Raw genomic sequence first — 14,240 nt, 5'->3', positions numbered from 1 at the left:
CTGCCGCTGCGTCTGTTCGAGGAAGCCGACGTGCTTCGCAGGGGTCCTGGATGTAGGAAGAGCGGCCGGATTGGCCGCCTCACCCGCTCACGCGGGCGCCATGGCCCGCTGCTGCAGCCGCGCCAGCCGCATCAGGTTGTGACTGGCGACCTTCAACCCGATCACTACCGTGGCCCGTGCCAACCCGATGGTGCGCAGGCATTTACCGCCCTGCTGCGCCAGCCGCGCGAACGGGTGTTCGCCGAACACCCGGTCCTTGGCAAGCCGCCGGTTGCGGCGCTGTTCGGCCGCGCTTAGCGGCTTGCGCGCCTGGCCCTGGTGTTGGATGGCCGCCCGATAACCGCGTTGCGTGAGATCGGCCTCCCGCGATGCGTCGGCATAGCCACTATCGGCCCACACAGTGCGTCCGGTATTGCTGGGATCCAGCACCTCCTCGAAGTGTCGGCTGTCATGCACGTTGGCTGCGCTCACCGCATGGCGGCGGATGAAGCCCCAACGCCGATCGGTGCTGGCGTGCAGCTTGTAGCCGTAATGCGCCTTGCCGTGCTTGCGGGTCCAGCGGGCTTGCACATCCTTCTGCGCCCGCTTGGCGTCGCTCCAGTCTTGGCCTACCTCGCCACCCTGCTTGATCTGTGCGTTTTCCTCGCGCGTGTTGCGTTGGATCGGGGCGCTGACGATGCTCGCATCGATGATCTGGCCGCCAATTGCACGCCGACCGCTGCGCTGATGTCGCCCATCACATCCTGCGCCTTGAGCCGCTCGCGCCACACCCAGATCGTCTTGGCGTCAGGCACCTTGCCGCTGTGTTCCAGTCCAAGGAACTGCTGGAAACTGCGCCGATCCAGCACCTGGTACTCCAGCGCATCGTCAGAGAGGTTGTATAGCTGCTGCAACAGCAGCAGTTTGACCATCACCACCGTCGGCCAGGCTGGACGGCCCCCGCGCGTGCCGGTGCCCAAGGACAGCTTCGCATCGACGGCTTGGGCAATCGCTGCGAAATCGATATGACGCGAAAGCAGGGTCAGCGGGTCGCCTATCTGCTGGCGCTTGGCTTCGCGTTCGTGTCCGGCAAACAGGCTGATCATCGCGGGGCCTCGGCTCTCTCTTCTGACCATATGATGCCAAAGAAGGAGGTTTTTAGAGGTGCCCTTCAGTCGCGACGAGCGAAGCCGTGGATTCTCCAGCTTCGGAAGCTGTCGGGACTGAAGTCCCTCCTACAGTGCGCCCGTCCATCCAAGGGCGAGCGCCTGTAGCAGAGAACCCCGCGCCAACCAACGCAGTTACGCGTCCAGCTCGCTCCAACGCGCATAGGCCGCGTCCAGCTCGGCCTGCGCCTGGGTCAGCGCCTGCGTATGCGCGGTCACCGCCGCCGCATCGCGCTGGTAGAACGACGACTCGGTCATCGCCGCGGTCAATGCCGCCACCTGCTGCTCAAGGGTCTCGATCCGCGCCGGCAACTGCTCCAGCTCGCGCGCATCCTTGTAGCTGAGCTTGCGCTTGGCCGCCGGCGCCGCGGCAGCGGCAACCGCCGGCGCGGTCGCCGCCGCAGTGGCCGAGGCCTTGGCCACCGCCATCGCACTGGCCGGCGGCGCGGCGCGCTGCCGCACCCAGTCGCTGTAACCGCCGACGTACTCGCCGATGCGGCCATCGCCTTCCATCACCATGGTCGAGGTCACCACGTTGTCGATGAAATCGCGGTCGTGGCTGACCAGCAGCAAGGTGCCGGTGTAGTCGCCGAGCAGCTCTTCCAGCAGCTCCAGCGTCTCCACGTCCAGGTCGTTGGTCGGTTCGTCCATCACCAGCAGGTTGGACGGCTGTGCGAACAACCGCGCCAGCAACAGGCGGTTGCGCTCGCCGCCGGACAGGCGGGTGATCGGCGCGCGCGCGCGTTCCGGGGTGAACAGAAAATCCTGCAGATAGCCGTGCACGTGCTTGCGCTTGCCGTTGACCTCGATGAAGTCGCGGCCCTCGGCGACGTTCTCGATCGCGCTCCAGTCCTCGCGCAAGGTGGCGCGGTACTGGTCGAAATAGGCCACCTGCAGGTTGGTGCCGGTGCGCACCTCGCCGCTGCCCGGGGTCAGCTCGCCCAGCAGCAGCTTCAGCAGCGTGGTCTTGCCGCTGCCGTTGGGACCGATCAGGCCGATGCGGTCGCCGCGCAGGATGGTGCTGGAGAAATCGCGCACCATGGTCCGCGCGCCGAAGGCGAAGCACAGCTCCTTGGCCTCGATCACCTTCTTGCCCGAGGACTCGCCCTGCGCCGCCTCCATGCGCACATTGCCGCCGAGCTCCCGGCGCTGGGTGCGCTCGTTGCGCATCGACTCCAGGCGCCGCACGCGGCCTTCGTCGCGGGTGCGGCGCGCCTTGATGCCCTGGCGGATCCACACTTCTTCCTGCGCCAGCATCTTGTCGAAGCGCGCGTTCTCCTGCGCCTGCGCGTTGAGCCGCTCCTCGCGGCGGCGCTCGTAGTTGGCCCAGTCGCCGGGCCAGCTGGTGACCTGGCCGCGGTCGATCTCGACAATGCGCGTGGCCAGGGCTCGGAGGAAACGCCGGTCGTGGGTGACGAACACCACGCTGCCGTTCCAGCCTTTCAGGAACAGTTCCAGCCAGTCGATCGCCTCGATGTCCAGGTGGTTGGTCGGCTCGTCGAGCAGCAGCAGGTCCGGCGCCGACACCAGCGCGCGCGCCAGCAGCACGCGCCGCTTCATGCCGCCGGACAGCCGCGCGAACTCCGCGTCGCCGTCCAGGTCGAGCCGGGTCAGGGTCTCGTTGACCCGCTGGTCCAGCGCCCAGCCGTTGGCGCCGTCGATCTTGGACTGCACCGCGCCCAGCGCATCGCCGTCGAATTCGGCGGCATGGCTGAGCCGGTGGAACTCGGCCAGCCAGTGGCCGAGCTCGCCCAGGCCGTCGGCGACCACGTCGAACACGCTGCCGGCGGCGCCGTGCGGCACCTCCTGCTCCAGCCGCGCGATGCGCACGCCCTGCTGGACGCGGATCTCGCCATCGTCGGGCTTGAGCTCGCCGGCGATCAGTTTCATCAAGGTCGATTTGCCGGCGCCGTTGCGGCCGATCAGGGCGATACGCTCGCCCGGCTCGATCGACAATTCGGTCTTTTCCAGCAACAAGGGGCCGCCGACGCTGTAGTCGACGTTCTGTAGGGTGATAAGAGGCATTCGACTATTGTACGTTGATGCACCCGTCCCCGAAGCCAAAGCCTGTGCCGGCCGCGCGCGCCGGCCACCGCCGCCGTACCCTGCGCATCGCGGCGGACCGGATCGAGGCGCAGTTCGGCGCCGGCAACTTCGACGACGCCCACGAGGCGCTGATCGAACTGCTACGCGAGTGCTGCGGCAGCGAGGGCTACCGGGTGGACTTGGAAATCGACGTCAGCCATCCCAATCCCTGGTTCCACAGCTACCTGCTGCACCTGGACGACGGCCCGACCGATCTCGGCCTGCCCGCCGCCGACGCGATCGGGATCGGGATCGGGATCGCCGAGGTCAGCTATCGCAGCTTCGTGCGCAAGGTGGCGGAACTCGGGCTGCAGCCGGAAACCGTTTAGGACAATTGCCGGCCAGGTAGACTGAACCCATCCCGCGTCTGGACATCATCGATTGTTCGCTGAGCCATCGCACCGCCACCTTGATGCCGTGGCCTTGTACCGGGTGCCGCGCACGCAATGACGACGCTCGTCGTACTACCCGGCCTGGACGGCACGACCGACCTGCTCGCCGCGTTCACCACCGAAGCGCAGCGTTTCTTCGCGCAGGTGTCGGTGGTCGCCTATCCGACCGAGCGGTCGGCGTCGTACGCCGCGCTGGAACGGCTGGCACGCCAGGCGCTGGCACCGCATCAGCGATTCGTCTTGCTCGGCGAATCCTTCTCCGGCCCCATCGCGCTGTCGATCGCGGCGCGCCCACCGCCGGGGCTGGCGGGGCTGGTGCTGTCCACCACATTCGCACGCAACCCGGTACCGGTCCTGGCGCCGCTCGCGGCGCTGATCCGGTTCGCCCCGGTGCGCCAGCTGCCGCGCGCCGCACTGCGCTGGTCGCTGCTGGGCCGTTGGGCGACCCCGGAACTGGAAGCGCAACTTGCGCAGGCGCTAGGCCGGATCGCGCCGCAGGTCCTGCGCGACCGTGCAGCCAGCGCCTTGCGGGTCGATGTCGCTACCGACCTGGTGTCCATCCAGACGCCGACGCTGTACCTGCGTGCCAGCCATGACCGGCTGATGCACCGCTCGGCCGGCGAGCTGATCATGGCGCGCATTCCCGGCGCTCGCCGCGTCGATCTTCCCGGCCCGCACCTGTTGCTGCAGACCGCGCCGGCAGCCAGCGCGCGTGCCATCGCCCACTGGTTCGAAGCGCTCGCCTGAGACAGGCGGTGCGATCGCTGGGGCGCTGGGCGCCCGCCGACGGCGCGATCGCCCGGCCATGCGGCAGGCACATTGCGCTTAAAATGCCGCATGAACGATTTCGACACCCTGTCCCTCTCCCCGGCGCTGGCGCCGGGCATCGACGCGCTCGGCTACACCACGATGACCCCGGTGCAGGCGCAGAGCCTGCCGCCGATCCTGGCCGGCCAGGACGTCATCGTGCAGGCGCCCACCGGCAGCGGCAAGACCGCAGCGTTCGGCCTGGGCCTGCTGCACAAGCTGGACCCGGCGCTGACCCGCGCGCAGGCGCTGGTGCTGTGCCCGACCCGCGAACTGGCCGACCAGGTCGGCAAGCAACTGCGCAAGCTGGCCACCGGTATTCCCAACATGAAGCTGGTGGTGCTGACCGGCGGCATGCCGCTGGGCCCGCAGTTGGCCTCGCTGGAGGCGCACGACCCGCAGGTGGTGGTCGGCACGCCCGGCCGCATCCAGGAGTTGGCACGCAAGCGCGCGCTGCACCTGGGCGGGGTGCGCACGCTGGTGCTGGACGAGGGCGACCGCATGCTCGACATGGGCTTCGAGGAGCCGATCCGCGAGATCGCCAGCCGCTGCGACAAGCACCGCCAGAGCCTGCTGTTCTCGGCCACCTTCCCCGAGGCGATCCGCACCCTGGCGCGCGAGCTGCTGAAGGAACCGGCGGAAATCACCATCGAGGGCGCCGACAGCGCGCCGGAGATCGAACAGCAGTTCTTCGAAGTCGACCCCACCTACCGGCAGAAGGCGGTGGCCGGGCTGCTGCTGCGCTTCACCCCCGAGTCCAGCGTGGTGTTCTGCAACACCCGCAAGGAGGTCGACGAAGTGGCCGGCTCGCTGCAGCAGTTCGGCTTCTCGGCGCTGGCGCTGCACGGCGACATGGAACAGCGCGACCGCGACGAAGTGCTGGTGCGCTTCGTCAACCGCAGCTGCAACGTGCTGGTCGCCAGCGACGTGGCCGCGCGCGGGCTGGACGTGGAAGACCTGGCGGCGGTGCTCAACTACGAACTGCCGACCGATACCGAAACCTACCGCCACCGCATCGGCCGCACCGCGCGTGCCGGCAAGCGCGGCCTGGCGCTGAGCCTGGTGGCGTCGCGCGAGCTGCCGCGCGCGCAGGCGCTGGAGGCCGAACAGGGCCAGCCGCTGCGCTGGTCGCGCGCCCCGCTGGCCACCGCGCGCCCGGCGCAGTTGCCGCAGGCGGCGATGGTCACGCTGCGCATCGACGGCGGCAAGACCGACAAGCTGCGCGCCGGCGACATCCTCGGCGCGCTGACCGGCGACGCCGGCCTGTCGGGCGCGGCGATCGGCAAGATCGCGATCTACGCGACCCGCTCCTACGTCGCCATCGCCCGCGAGCACGCCGGCCGGGCGCTGGGCCAGCTGCAGGCAGGCAAGATCAAGGGCCGCCGGTTCCGAGTCAGCAAGCTGTGACCGCGCTGGCGCAGATCCTCGCCTCGCTGGAGGAGGACGAGGACGGCAGCGCCTGGAGCGCCGAGGTGCCGGTGCGCTGGCTGCAACACGACTGCAGCTTCGTTCTCGAAGACTATGCCGCCGATGCGGCGCAGGCCGACTTCGGTGCCGCCATCGCCGCGTTCCTGCGCATCGAGCAGGCGGTGCTGGATGCCGCCGCAGCGGACGTGTTCGGCTACTACCGGCGCATGCACACCTTGCATGCGCAACACGGCCTGCCCTCGCCGCGCATCGATAGCCCGGCGCAGGTGTGGCAGCACGTCCAGTTCGGCAACGAGGCCTATGCCAGCCGCTATCGCGATGGCCGTATCCGCATCAGCCTGGAATGCAATTGCGATTGGGAACAGGAACACGGACTGCAACTGGTGTTCACCCACGAGGGACGGATCTGCAAGGTCGGCCCGTTCGATGGGCACCTGAGCCACGCCGACGCCTACGCCGACCCCAGCCTGGAAACGGTGGTCTACCCGCACTGATGCGGCGTCGTGCGGCGGCCATGATCGCGGCATAGCCCCCGTCGATGGCCGGTCGCCTGTCGACGATCGGCCGCGAGGCGCACCCGACTTCGGCGCTTCGACCTCGACCCGCTCAGCGCAGCCGCACGATCCGCGACAACTGCCGCAGCGGATGCGCGCCGCACGCTACGACAGCATCCGCCTGCACCGTCCCGCCCTAATACGTCAGCGTCGCCAACAGCGGCACTTCATCGCTCCAGCGCTCGCGCCCCTGCAGCGCCTGCAGCTCGACCAGCACCACCGCACCGACGATCTCCAGCTGCAGCTGCCGCACTAGCGACAGCGCCGCACGCAAGGTGCCGCCGGTGGCGAGCACATCATCGACGATCAGCACCCGCGCGCCGGCCGGCAGCGCGTCGGCGTGCATCTCGATGCGGTCGCTGCCGTATTCCAGCGTGTAGTCCTGGGTCACCGTCTTGCCCGGCAGCTTGCCCGGCTTGCGGATCGGCACGAAACCGGTACGCAGTTCGTGCGCCAGCGCCGCACCCAGGATGAAGCCGCGCGACTCGATGCCCAGCACCGCGTCCAGCGGCGTGGTGCGCCAGGGACGCGCCATCTCGTCCAGCGCCGAGGCGAAATCCGGGCCGTCGGCCAGCAGTGGGGTGATGTCCTTGAACACGATGCCCGGCTTCGGGAAATCGGCGATATCGCGGATGCGGCCGGACCAGTGGGCCGGTGCGTCGCTGGGCGCGCCGCAGCAGGAGGAATCGTTCATCGGGACATCGCGGCGTGGGGAAGCGCCCATTTTAGGCGCAATGCGGCGCCGCGCAGCGGCACCGCAGCGCCCGTCTACGGCCTATCCGGCCTGCGTGTCCGCCGCCCGGCCATGCAGCAGGCGCCGCACCAGCACGAAGAACAGCGGCACCAGCAGCACCGCCAGCAGCGTGCCCGAGAGCATGCCGCCGATCACGCTGACGCCGATCTCACGACGGCTGGCCGCGCCGGCGCCGGTGGACAGCGCCAGCGGCAGCACGCCGGCGACGAACGCCAGCGAGGTCATCACGATCGGCCGCAGGCGCAGCCGCGCGCCTTCCAGGGCCGCCTCCAGCAACGGCCGCCCGGCGCGCTGCTCGGCCTCGGCGAACTCCACGATCAGGATCGCATTCTTCGCCGACAGGCCGATCGTGGTCAGCAGGCCGACCTGGAAATAGATGTCGTTGACGAAGCCGGCCAGGGTGGTCGCGGTGACCGTGCCGAGCACGCCCAGCGGGATCACCAGCAACACCGCCACCGGAATCGACCAGCTCTCGTACAGCGCCGCCAGGCACAGGAAAATGAACACGATCGAGGCGGTGTACAGCCACAGCGTCTGGTTGCTCGACAGCTGCTCCTGGTAGGACAGGCCGCTCCACTGCAGGTCGAAGCCCTTCTGCTTGGCGACCAGCGCCTGCATCCGCTGCATCGCCTCGCCGGAACTGCTGTCGGCCGCGGCCCCGCCCTGGATCTGCGACGCCGGCAGGCCGTTGAACCGCTGCTGCAGCTGCGGCCCACGGGTCCAGTGGGTGCTGGCGAAACTGGCGAACGGCGCCATCTGCCCGTCCTTGCCGCGTACGTACCACTGGCCGATGTCTTCCGGCAGCGAGCGGTACGGCGCATCGCCCTGCACGTACACGCGCTTGACCCGGCCGCGGTCGATGAAGTCGTTGACGTAGCTGCCGCCCCACGCCGTGGACAGCGTGGCGTTGATGTCGCTCTGCGCCAGCCCCAGCGCGCTGGCCTGGGCCTGGTCGATGTCCACCTGCAGCTGCGCCTTGTCGCCCAGCCCGTTGAGCCGCACCGCGGTCAGCTGCGGATCGTCGCCGGCCTCCTGCAGCACCTGCTGCTGCGCCTTCAGCAGGGCCGGACGGCCGGCGCCGTCGCTGTCGCGGATCCACAGCTCGAAGCCGCTGGACTGGCCCAGGCCGCGCACCGCCGGCGGCGACAGCACGCTGATCTTGGCGTCGGCGGTGCCGCGGAAATACTTGTTGGCGCGGTCGATGATCGCCTGCGCGGTGTTGTCGCGGTTGCGTTCGCCCCACGGCCGCAGCGCGACGAAGGCCTGGCCGGCGTTCTGCCCGGTGCCGGCGTTGTTGCGGCCGATCACCATGAACACCGCGGTGATGTTGTCCTTCTCGTGCGCCATGAAGTAATCGTTGATGCGCCGACCCAGCGCCTCGGTCTTGGCCAGCGGCGTGCCCTCGGGCGTGGTGAACTGGATCTGCACCTGGCCCTGGTCTTCCACCGGCAGGAAGCCGGTCGGCATGCGCGCATACAGCGCCGCCATCGCCAGCACGATCACCACGTACAGCGCCATCCAGCGCCGCGGCTGCCGCAGCAGCGTGCCGAGCCGGCGCTGGTAGGCCTGCTGGCTGCGCTCCACGCCGCGGTTGAACCAGCGGAAGAAGCGTCCGAGCTGGCGCTCCTTTTCCACCGGCTTGAGCAGGGTCGCGCACAGCGCCGGGGTCAGGGTCAGCGCGACCAGCGCCGACAGCGCCATCGCCGAGGCAATGGTGATCGAGAACTGCCGGTAGATGATGCCGGTGGAGCCGCCGAAGAACGCCATCGGCAGGAACACCGCGCCCAGCACCACGGTGATGCCGATCAGCGCGCCGGTGATCTCGCCCATCGATTGCTCGGTCGCCTCGCGCGGCGGCAGATGCTGCTCGTGCATGATCCGCTCGACGTTCTCCACCACCACGATCGCATCGTCCACCAGCAGGCCGATCGCCAGCACCATCGCGAACAGGGTCAGCGTATTGATGGTGAAGCCGGCCGCGGCGAGGATGCCGAACGTACCCAGCAGCACCACCGGCACGGTGATCGCCGGGATCAGCGTGGCGCGGCCGTTCTGCAGGAACAGGAACATCACCACCACCACCAGCACGATCGCCTCGATCAGGGTGTGCACCACGCCCTCGATCGAGATCCGCACGAACGGCGTGCTGTCGCGTGGGTAGGCCACTTCCATGCCCGGCGGAAAGGTCGGCTTGAGCCGCTCGATGGTGGCGCGCACCGCGTCGGACGTGGCCACCGCATTGGCGCCGGAGGACAGCGTCACCGAGAAGCCGGACGCCGGATGGCCGTTGAGCGTGGCGCTGTTCTGGTAGTTCTCCGCGCCGATCTCCACCCGCGCCACGTCGCCCAGGTGCACGCTGGAGCCGTCGGCCTGGGTAGCCAGGATGATGGCGCGGAACTGCTCGGCGGTCTGCAGCCGCGACTGCGCGGTCACCGTGGCGTTGAGCTCCTGGTCGGCGCCGGTGGGCAGCGCACCGAGTTCGCCAGCGGTGACCTGGGTGTTCTGCGCCTCGATCGCGCTGCGCACGTCGCCGGGCATCAGGTTGTAGGCGTTGAGCTTGTGCGGGTCCATCCATACGCGCATCGCGTACTGCGCACCGAACACGTTGATCTCGCCGACGCCGTTGATGCGGCTGATCGGGTCCTGCAGGGTGCTGATCAGGTAGTCGGAGATGTCGACGTTGTCCAGCCGGTCGGTGCTGTCGTACAGCGCCACCGCCATCAGGCTGTCGCCCTGCGACTTGGACACGGTCACGCCCTGCTGCTGCACTTCCTGCGGCAGGCGGTTGAGCGCCTGGTTGACCGCGTTCTGCACCTGCACCTGGGCGATGTCGGGATTGGCGGCCTGGTCGAAGGTGATGCTGATCCGCGCCTGCCCGGACGAGGAACTGGTCGAGGAGAAGTACAGCAGGTGGTCGATGCCCTTGATCTGCTGCTCGATCACCTGGGTGACGCTGTCCTCCACCGTTTGCGCCGAGGCGCCGTTGTAGGTGGCGGTGACGTTGACCCCGGGCGGGGCGATGTCCGGATACTGCTCCACCGGCAGGGTGAACACGGCGATGGCGCCGGCGGCCATGATGCAGATCGCCAGCACCCAGGCGAAGATCGGGCGGGCGATGAAGAAGCGCGCGAGCATGCCGGCTCAGCCTTTGCCGGCGGCAGCGGCGGCCGGCTTGACCGTGACCTTGGCGCCGTCGCTCAGTCCCTGCCGGCCCTCCACCACCACCCGCTCGCCGGGCTTGAGTCCGTCGCCGACCAGCCAACGGTCGCCGACCGCGCGCAGCGTGGTGAACTGGCGCTGGCGCACGATGTTGTCGGTGCCCACCACCCAGGCCTGCGCGTCGCCGCGCGGGGTGCGGTCCACCGCCGCCTGCGGCACCAGCAGCGCCTGCTGGCGGATGCCCTGGCCGACGATCGCACGCACGTACATGCCCGGCAGCAGCTGCGCGTCGGGATTGGGGAAGCGTGCGCGCAGGGTCACGCTGCCGGTGGTTTCCTCCACGTCGATGTCGGCGAACTGCAGCGTGCCCGGCAGCGGATAGTCGCTGCCGTCGGACAGCTTCAGCCGCACTTCGGCGGTCGCCGGCTGCACCCCGCCGTCGGCGATCGCGCGGCGCAGCGCCAGGAACTGGCTGCCGGACTGGGTGATGTCCACGTTCATCGGGTCCAGCTGCTGGATCTTGGCGATCGCATCGGCCTGGCTGGCGGTGACCAGCGCGCCCGGGGTCACCCGCGCGCGGCCGATGCGGCCACTGATCGGCGCCTCCACCGTGGCGAAGCGCAACTGGGTGCGCGCGGTGTCCAGCGCGGCGCGGTTGGCGTCGCGGCTGGCCAGCGCTTCCTTGTAGGTGGCCTGGGCGTCGTCCACGTCCTGCTGCGCGGCCAACCGGGTCTTGCCCAGCTCGCGATAGCGCTCGGCGCGCAGCTTGGCGGTCGCCAGCGTGGCCTCGGCGGTGGCCAGGTTGGCCTGCGCCTCGTTGGCCGCGGCCTGGTACAGGACCGGCTCGATCTGGAACAGCGGCTGCCCGGCGTGCACCAGCGCGCCCTCCTCGAACAGCCGCTTGCGCAGGATGCCGCCGACCTGCGGGCGCACTTCGGATTCTTCGGAGGCGGCGGTGCGCCCGGCCAGTTCCGCGCTGAGCGGCACGCTCTGCGCCTGCAAGGTCACCACCCCCACGGTCCTGGCCTGCGCCGGCGGCGCGGTGCGCTCGCCCTTGCAGCCGGCGAGCGTGACGAGGGCGACGGACAGCAGCAACGACAGCGTGCGGCGGGGACGCTGGACGAAGGGCGCGGGCATGCGCTTGATCCTGGAAGCTGGGGGGAGGATCATTTAATTTACTTAAAGACAAATAAATAAGCATGAAGGATCGCACAATCGCCCGCGCCACGCCGCCTCGCGCCACCCCGGCGGCGGCGGAAGCGCGCGCGATTGCGCCGCCCGCGCGCCAGCGCGGACGCCCGGCGCTGGCGCGGCCGCGGTTGCTGCGCGCCGCCCGCGAGCTGCTGCTGGAGCACGGCCTGGAGGTCTCGCTGGAGCAGATCGCGCTGCATGCCGGGCTCACCCGGCAGAGCCTGTACAACCATTTTTCCAGCAAGGCCGACCTGCTGATGCAGGTGTTCGAAGCGTTGAACGAAGAACTGCAGGCGCAGCTGGAGAACATCGGCGATGCGGCCTCGCAGGACCTGCCGCGCGCGCTGCAGCAGATCGCGCTAACCGTGCAGACGCACCTGTACGCACCGTCCTCGCTGCGCCTGCACCGGCTGCTGGTACAGGCCAGCGCGCAGATGCCGGACCTGCTGCAGTCGATGCACCAGCGCCGCACCGGGCGCCTGCGCCAGCGCCTGAGCGACCTGCTGCAGATGCTGGATGCGCGCGGCGACGTGCGCGTGGCCTCGCCCACGCTGGCCGCCAGCGCCTTCATCGGCGCGGCGATCGGCTACGCCTATCCCGGCGCGATGCTCAACGGGCAGGCCCCGGATCGCGAGGGCCAGCAGGCGCTGGCGGCGGAAGTGGTGACCAGCTTCCTCGCCGCCTGGCGCTATCGCGCGCCTTCGCGCTGAGGCCGAGCCCGGGCCTGACGACGCGACTGGGAAATCGCGGCGATGCCGAGCTTTCTGCTAGATGCGCTCCAGCACCGATGCCTTTCAGGGAAACCGTCGGGGCTGAAGCCCCTCCTACAGTGCTTCTCGCGTCAGGAACTGCACGACAGCATCGAACAACCGGCGCGTTCGCGCGCCCAGTCCGGGCGCCGCGCCGCGAACGCCTCGCGTCCCGGCTGCTCGTCGTAGGGCCGGCGCATCACCTCCAGCAATTCGGCGATGCCGTCGGCGTCGCCCTGCTCGGCACGGTCGATCGCCTGCTGCGCCAGGTAATTGCGCAGCACGTAGCGCGGGTTGGCCGCGCGCATCTTCGCCACACGCGCGGCTTCCGGCAACGGATCGTCGCGCAGCCGCTGCGCATAGCGCGCCAGCCAGGCCTCGAACGCCGGCGCCTGCGCGGCCAGCTTGGCCGGGTCGTAGAACGCAACGGCCAGGTCCGCCAGCGTCGGCAGCTGCGCCGCACTCAGCCCGCGGAACCACAGGGTCATGTCCACCTCGCCCTGCTGCAGCAGCTGCAACAGGTCCTGCATCAGCGCCAGATCGGGCTCGCCGCATGCGGCCAGGCCGAGCTTGGCGGCGGTGTTGTCGCGTTCGGCCTGCGCGTATGTCTCGCGGAAACGCGCCAGCCCGGCCTGCAGCGGCGCGACGTCGTCGAACAGCGGCGCCAGCGCCTGCGCCAGCCGCGTCAGGTTCCAGTACGCGATCTGCGGCTGGGTGCCGAAACGGTAGCGGCGGCCCTCGGCGTCGGTGGTGTTCGGCGTCCAGTCCGGATCGTAGTCGTCGATCCAGCCATACGGGCCGTAGTCGATGGTCAGCCCCAGGATCGACATGTTGTCGGTGTTCATCACCCCATGCACGAAGCCGACCCGCATCCAGTGCGCGACCATCGTCGCGGTGCGCGCGCAGATCTCGCCGAACCAGTCGGCATGGCGCGTGGCGCCATTTGCGTGCAGTTCGGGGAAATCGCGGTCGATCACGAAATCGGCCAGTTGCCGCAGCAAGGCCGTCTCGCCGCGCGCAGCCGGCAACTCGAAACTGCCGAAGCGCACGAACGACGGCGCCACCCGGCACACCACCGCACCCGGCTCGGCGCGCGGATGGCCGTCGTAGAACATGTCGCGCACCACGCGCTCGCCGGTCGCGACCAGGCTCAGCGCGCGCGTGGTCGGCACGCCGAGATGGTGCATGGCCTCGCTGCAAAGGAATTCGCGGATCGACGAGCGCAGCACCGCGCGGCCATCGGCGCCGCGCGAATACGGCGTGCGCCCGGCGCCCTTGAGCTGCAGCTCCCAGCGCTGCGCGTCCGCCCCCAGCGCCTCGCCCAGCGCGATCGCGCGGCCATCGCCGAGCTGACCAGCCCAATGCCCGAACTGGTGGCCGCCGTAGTTCGTCGCGTACGGCCGCATGCCCGGGTAAAGCGCATTGCCGGCGAAGACCTCGGCGAACTGCGGCGCCAGCACCTCCTGCTCCGACAAGCCAAGCATGGCCGCCACCTCGCGCGAATGGGCAAGCAACTGCGGCGCGGCCACCGGGGTCGGCGCGACCTCGGACCACAGCGCGCCCAGCACCTCGCGCAGGCGCGGTCCGCGCTCGGGATCGCCAGGCAGCTCGGCGGTAAAACGGTTGTCGAAGCGCAATGCAGGCATACGCGTCAGCTTACAGCCCCTCTCCCGTCGGGAGAGAGGTTGGGGGTGAGGGTGCGGCGCGAAGCGTCTCGCTGGGTTGGGTGCGCAAGGCTGCGCCCGTACCCTCATCCGGCCCTGCGGGCCACCTTCTCCCGAGGGGAGAAGGAACAGCACTAGCCCCTCTCACATCGGGAGAGGGGTTGGGGTGAGGGTGCGGCGCGAAGCGTCTCGCGGAGTTGGGCGCACGAGGCTTCGCCCTACCCTTATCCGCCCTACCGGGCACCTTCCCCGAAAAGGCAGCCATGGTCCTGGCAGGAGAAGAAAACAGCGAACTGCAACCAAGCCAGCGCA

12 protein-coding genes are annotated in these 14,240 nt (G+C 69.5%); 5 read left to right on the top strand and 7 right to left on the bottom strand.

What is annotated here, in order from left to right; all coding sequences use genetic code 11:
* Nucleotides 1-87: 87 nt before the first annotated feature.
* From HEP74_RS21765 to HEP74_RS08855, 3 genes are all read right to left on the bottom strand, one after another.
* Complete coding sequence (locus HEP74_RS21765; protein ID WP_255427967.1) at nt 88-663, bottom strand: transposase; 576 nt, start codon at nt 661-663, stop codon at nt 88-90.
* Nucleotides 609-1,085 (bottom strand): transposase, encoded by a 477-nt coding sequence (locus HEP74_RS21760; protein ID WP_221893175.1) that lies wholly within the window; start codon nt 1,083-1,085, stop codon nt 609-611. Before HEP74_RS21760 ends, HEP74_RS21765 begins: the two co-directional genes overlap by 55 nt.
* A 195-nt stretch (nt 1,086-1,280) precedes the next feature.
* Nucleotides 1,281-3,170 carry an ATP-binding cassette domain-containing protein gene (locus HEP74_RS08855; protein WP_185816108.1) on the bottom strand — a complete coding sequence of 630 codons (1,890 nt, stop codon included), beginning with the start codon at nt 3,168-3,170 and terminating at the stop codon, nt 1,281-1,283.
* Between the two features lie 44 nt (nt 3,171-3,214).
* Between HEP74_RS08855 and HEP74_RS08850 the strand changes: the two genes are divergently transcribed.
* From HEP74_RS08850 to HEP74_RS08835, 4 genes are all read left to right on the top strand, one after another.
* Complete coding sequence (locus HEP74_RS08850; RefSeq protein WP_185816107.1) at nt 3,215-3,559, top strand: hypothetical protein; 345 nt, start codon at nt 3,215-3,217, stop codon at nt 3,557-3,559.
* A gap of 117 nt (nt 3,560-3,676) precedes the next feature.
* Nucleotides 3,677-4,369, top strand: coding sequence for an alpha/beta fold hydrolase (locus tag HEP74_RS08845; RefSeq protein WP_185816106.1), 693 nt, complete (start codon nt 3,677-3,679; stop codon nt 4,367-4,369).
* A 90-nt stretch (nt 4,370-4,459) separates the two neighbouring features.
* Nucleotides 4,460-5,836 (top strand): ATP-dependent RNA helicase DbpA, encoded by a 1,377-nt coding sequence (gene dbpA, locus HEP74_RS08840; RefSeq protein WP_185816105.1) that lies wholly within the window; start codon nt 4,460-4,462, stop codon nt 5,834-5,836.
* Complete coding sequence (locus tag HEP74_RS08835) at nt 5,833-6,351, top strand: DUF6985 domain-containing protein (RefSeq protein ID WP_185816104.1); 519 nt, start codon at nt 5,833-5,835, stop codon at nt 6,349-6,351. The genes dbpA and HEP74_RS08835 overlap by 4 nt, the downstream gene beginning before the upstream one ends.
* Nucleotides 6,352-6,547: 196 nt before the next feature.
* Here HEP74_RS08835 and HEP74_RS08830 read toward each other — a convergent pair whose 3' ends face one another.
* The 3 genes from HEP74_RS08830 to HEP74_RS08820 all read right to left on the bottom strand — a co-directional run bounded on the left by HEP74_RS08830 (nt 6,548) and on the right by HEP74_RS08820 (nt 11,461).
* The gene (locus tag HEP74_RS08830) at nt 6,548-7,105 is read right to left on the bottom strand and encodes an adenine phosphoribosyltransferase (protein WP_185816103.1); all 558 of its coding nucleotides are present in this window, start codon (nt 7,103-7,105) and stop codon (nt 6,548-6,550) included.
* Nucleotides 7,106-7,186: 81 nt separating this feature from the next.
* Entirely contained in the window at nt 7,187-10,300 is a 3,114-nt protein-coding gene (locus HEP74_RS08825) for an efflux RND transporter permease subunit (protein ID WP_185816102.1), read from the bottom strand.
* 6 nt (nt 10,301-10,306) lie between these two features.
* On the bottom strand, nt 10,307-11,461 hold the full coding sequence (locus HEP74_RS08820; RefSeq protein WP_185816101.1) for an efflux RND transporter periplasmic adaptor subunit: 1,155 nt from the start codon (nt 11,459-11,461) through the stop codon (nt 10,307-10,309).
* Nucleotides 11,462-11,523: 62 nt separating this feature from the next.
* Between HEP74_RS08820 and HEP74_RS08815 the strand changes: the two genes are divergently transcribed.
* Nucleotides 11,524-12,225: a TetR/AcrR family transcriptional regulator gene (locus HEP74_RS08815; RefSeq protein WP_255427917.1), complete on the top strand. Its 702-nt coding sequence runs from the start codon at nt 11,524-11,526 to the stop codon at nt 12,223-12,225.
* 131 nt (nt 12,226-12,356) lie between these two features.
* On the opposite strand, the gene HEP74_RS08810 is transcribed toward HEP74_RS08815, so the two are convergent.
* Nucleotides 12,357-13,910, bottom strand: a complete 1,554-nt coding sequence (locus tag HEP74_RS08810) for a protein adenylyltransferase SelO (protein WP_185816100.1) — start codon at nt 13,908-13,910, stop codon at nt 12,357-12,359.
* Between the last annotated feature and the right edge of the window lie 330 nt (nt 13,911-14,240).

The sequence above is a fragment of the Xanthomonas sp. SS genome, from assembly GCF_014236835.1.
Classification (GTDB): Bacteria; Pseudomonadota; Gammaproteobacteria; order Xanthomonadales; family Xanthomonadaceae; genus Xanthomonas_A.
The sequence above is the reverse complement of the archived record's forward strand: the minus strand, read 5'-3'. Positions and strand labels throughout refer to the sequence as shown.

What these genes read in the sequence shown, in the direction of transcription:
- HEP74_RS08830 (WP_185816103.1), bottom strand. Translation starts at nt 7,105, where the DNA reads ATGAACGATTCCTCCTGCTGCGGCGCGCCCAGCGACGCACCGGCCCAC.
- HEP74_RS08855 (WP_185816108.1), bottom strand. Translation starts at nt 3,170, where the DNA reads ATGCCTCTTATCACCCTACAGAACGTCGACTACAGCGTCGGCGGCCCC.
- HEP74_RS21760 (WP_221893175.1), bottom strand. Translation starts at nt 1,085, where the DNA reads ATGATCAGCCTGTTTGCCGGACACGAACGCGAAGCCAAGCGCCAGCAG.
- HEP74_RS08845 (WP_185816106.1), top strand. Translation starts at nt 3,677, where the DNA reads ATGACGACGCTCGTCGTACTACCCGGCCTGGACGGCACGACCGACCTG.
- dbpA (WP_185816105.1), top strand. Translation starts at nt 4,460, where the DNA reads ATGAACGATTTCGACACCCTGTCCCTCTCCCCGGCGCTGGCGCCGGGC.
- HEP74_RS08810 (WP_185816100.1), bottom strand. Translation starts at nt 13,910, where the DNA reads ATGCCTGCATTGCGCTTCGACAACCGTTTTACCGCCGAGCTGCCTGGC.
- HEP74_RS08815 (WP_255427917.1), top strand. Translation starts at nt 11,524, where the DNA reads ATGAAGGATCGCACAATCGCCCGCGCCACGCCGCCTCGCGCCACCCCG.
- HEP74_RS08825 (WP_185816102.1), bottom strand. Translation starts at nt 10,300, where the DNA reads ATGCTCGCGCGCTTCTTCATCGCCCGCCCGATCTTCGCCTGGGTGCTG.
- HEP74_RS08820 (WP_185816101.1), bottom strand. Translation starts at nt 11,461, where the DNA reads ATGCCCGCGCCCTTCGTCCAGCGTCCCCGCCGCACGCTGTCGTTGCTG.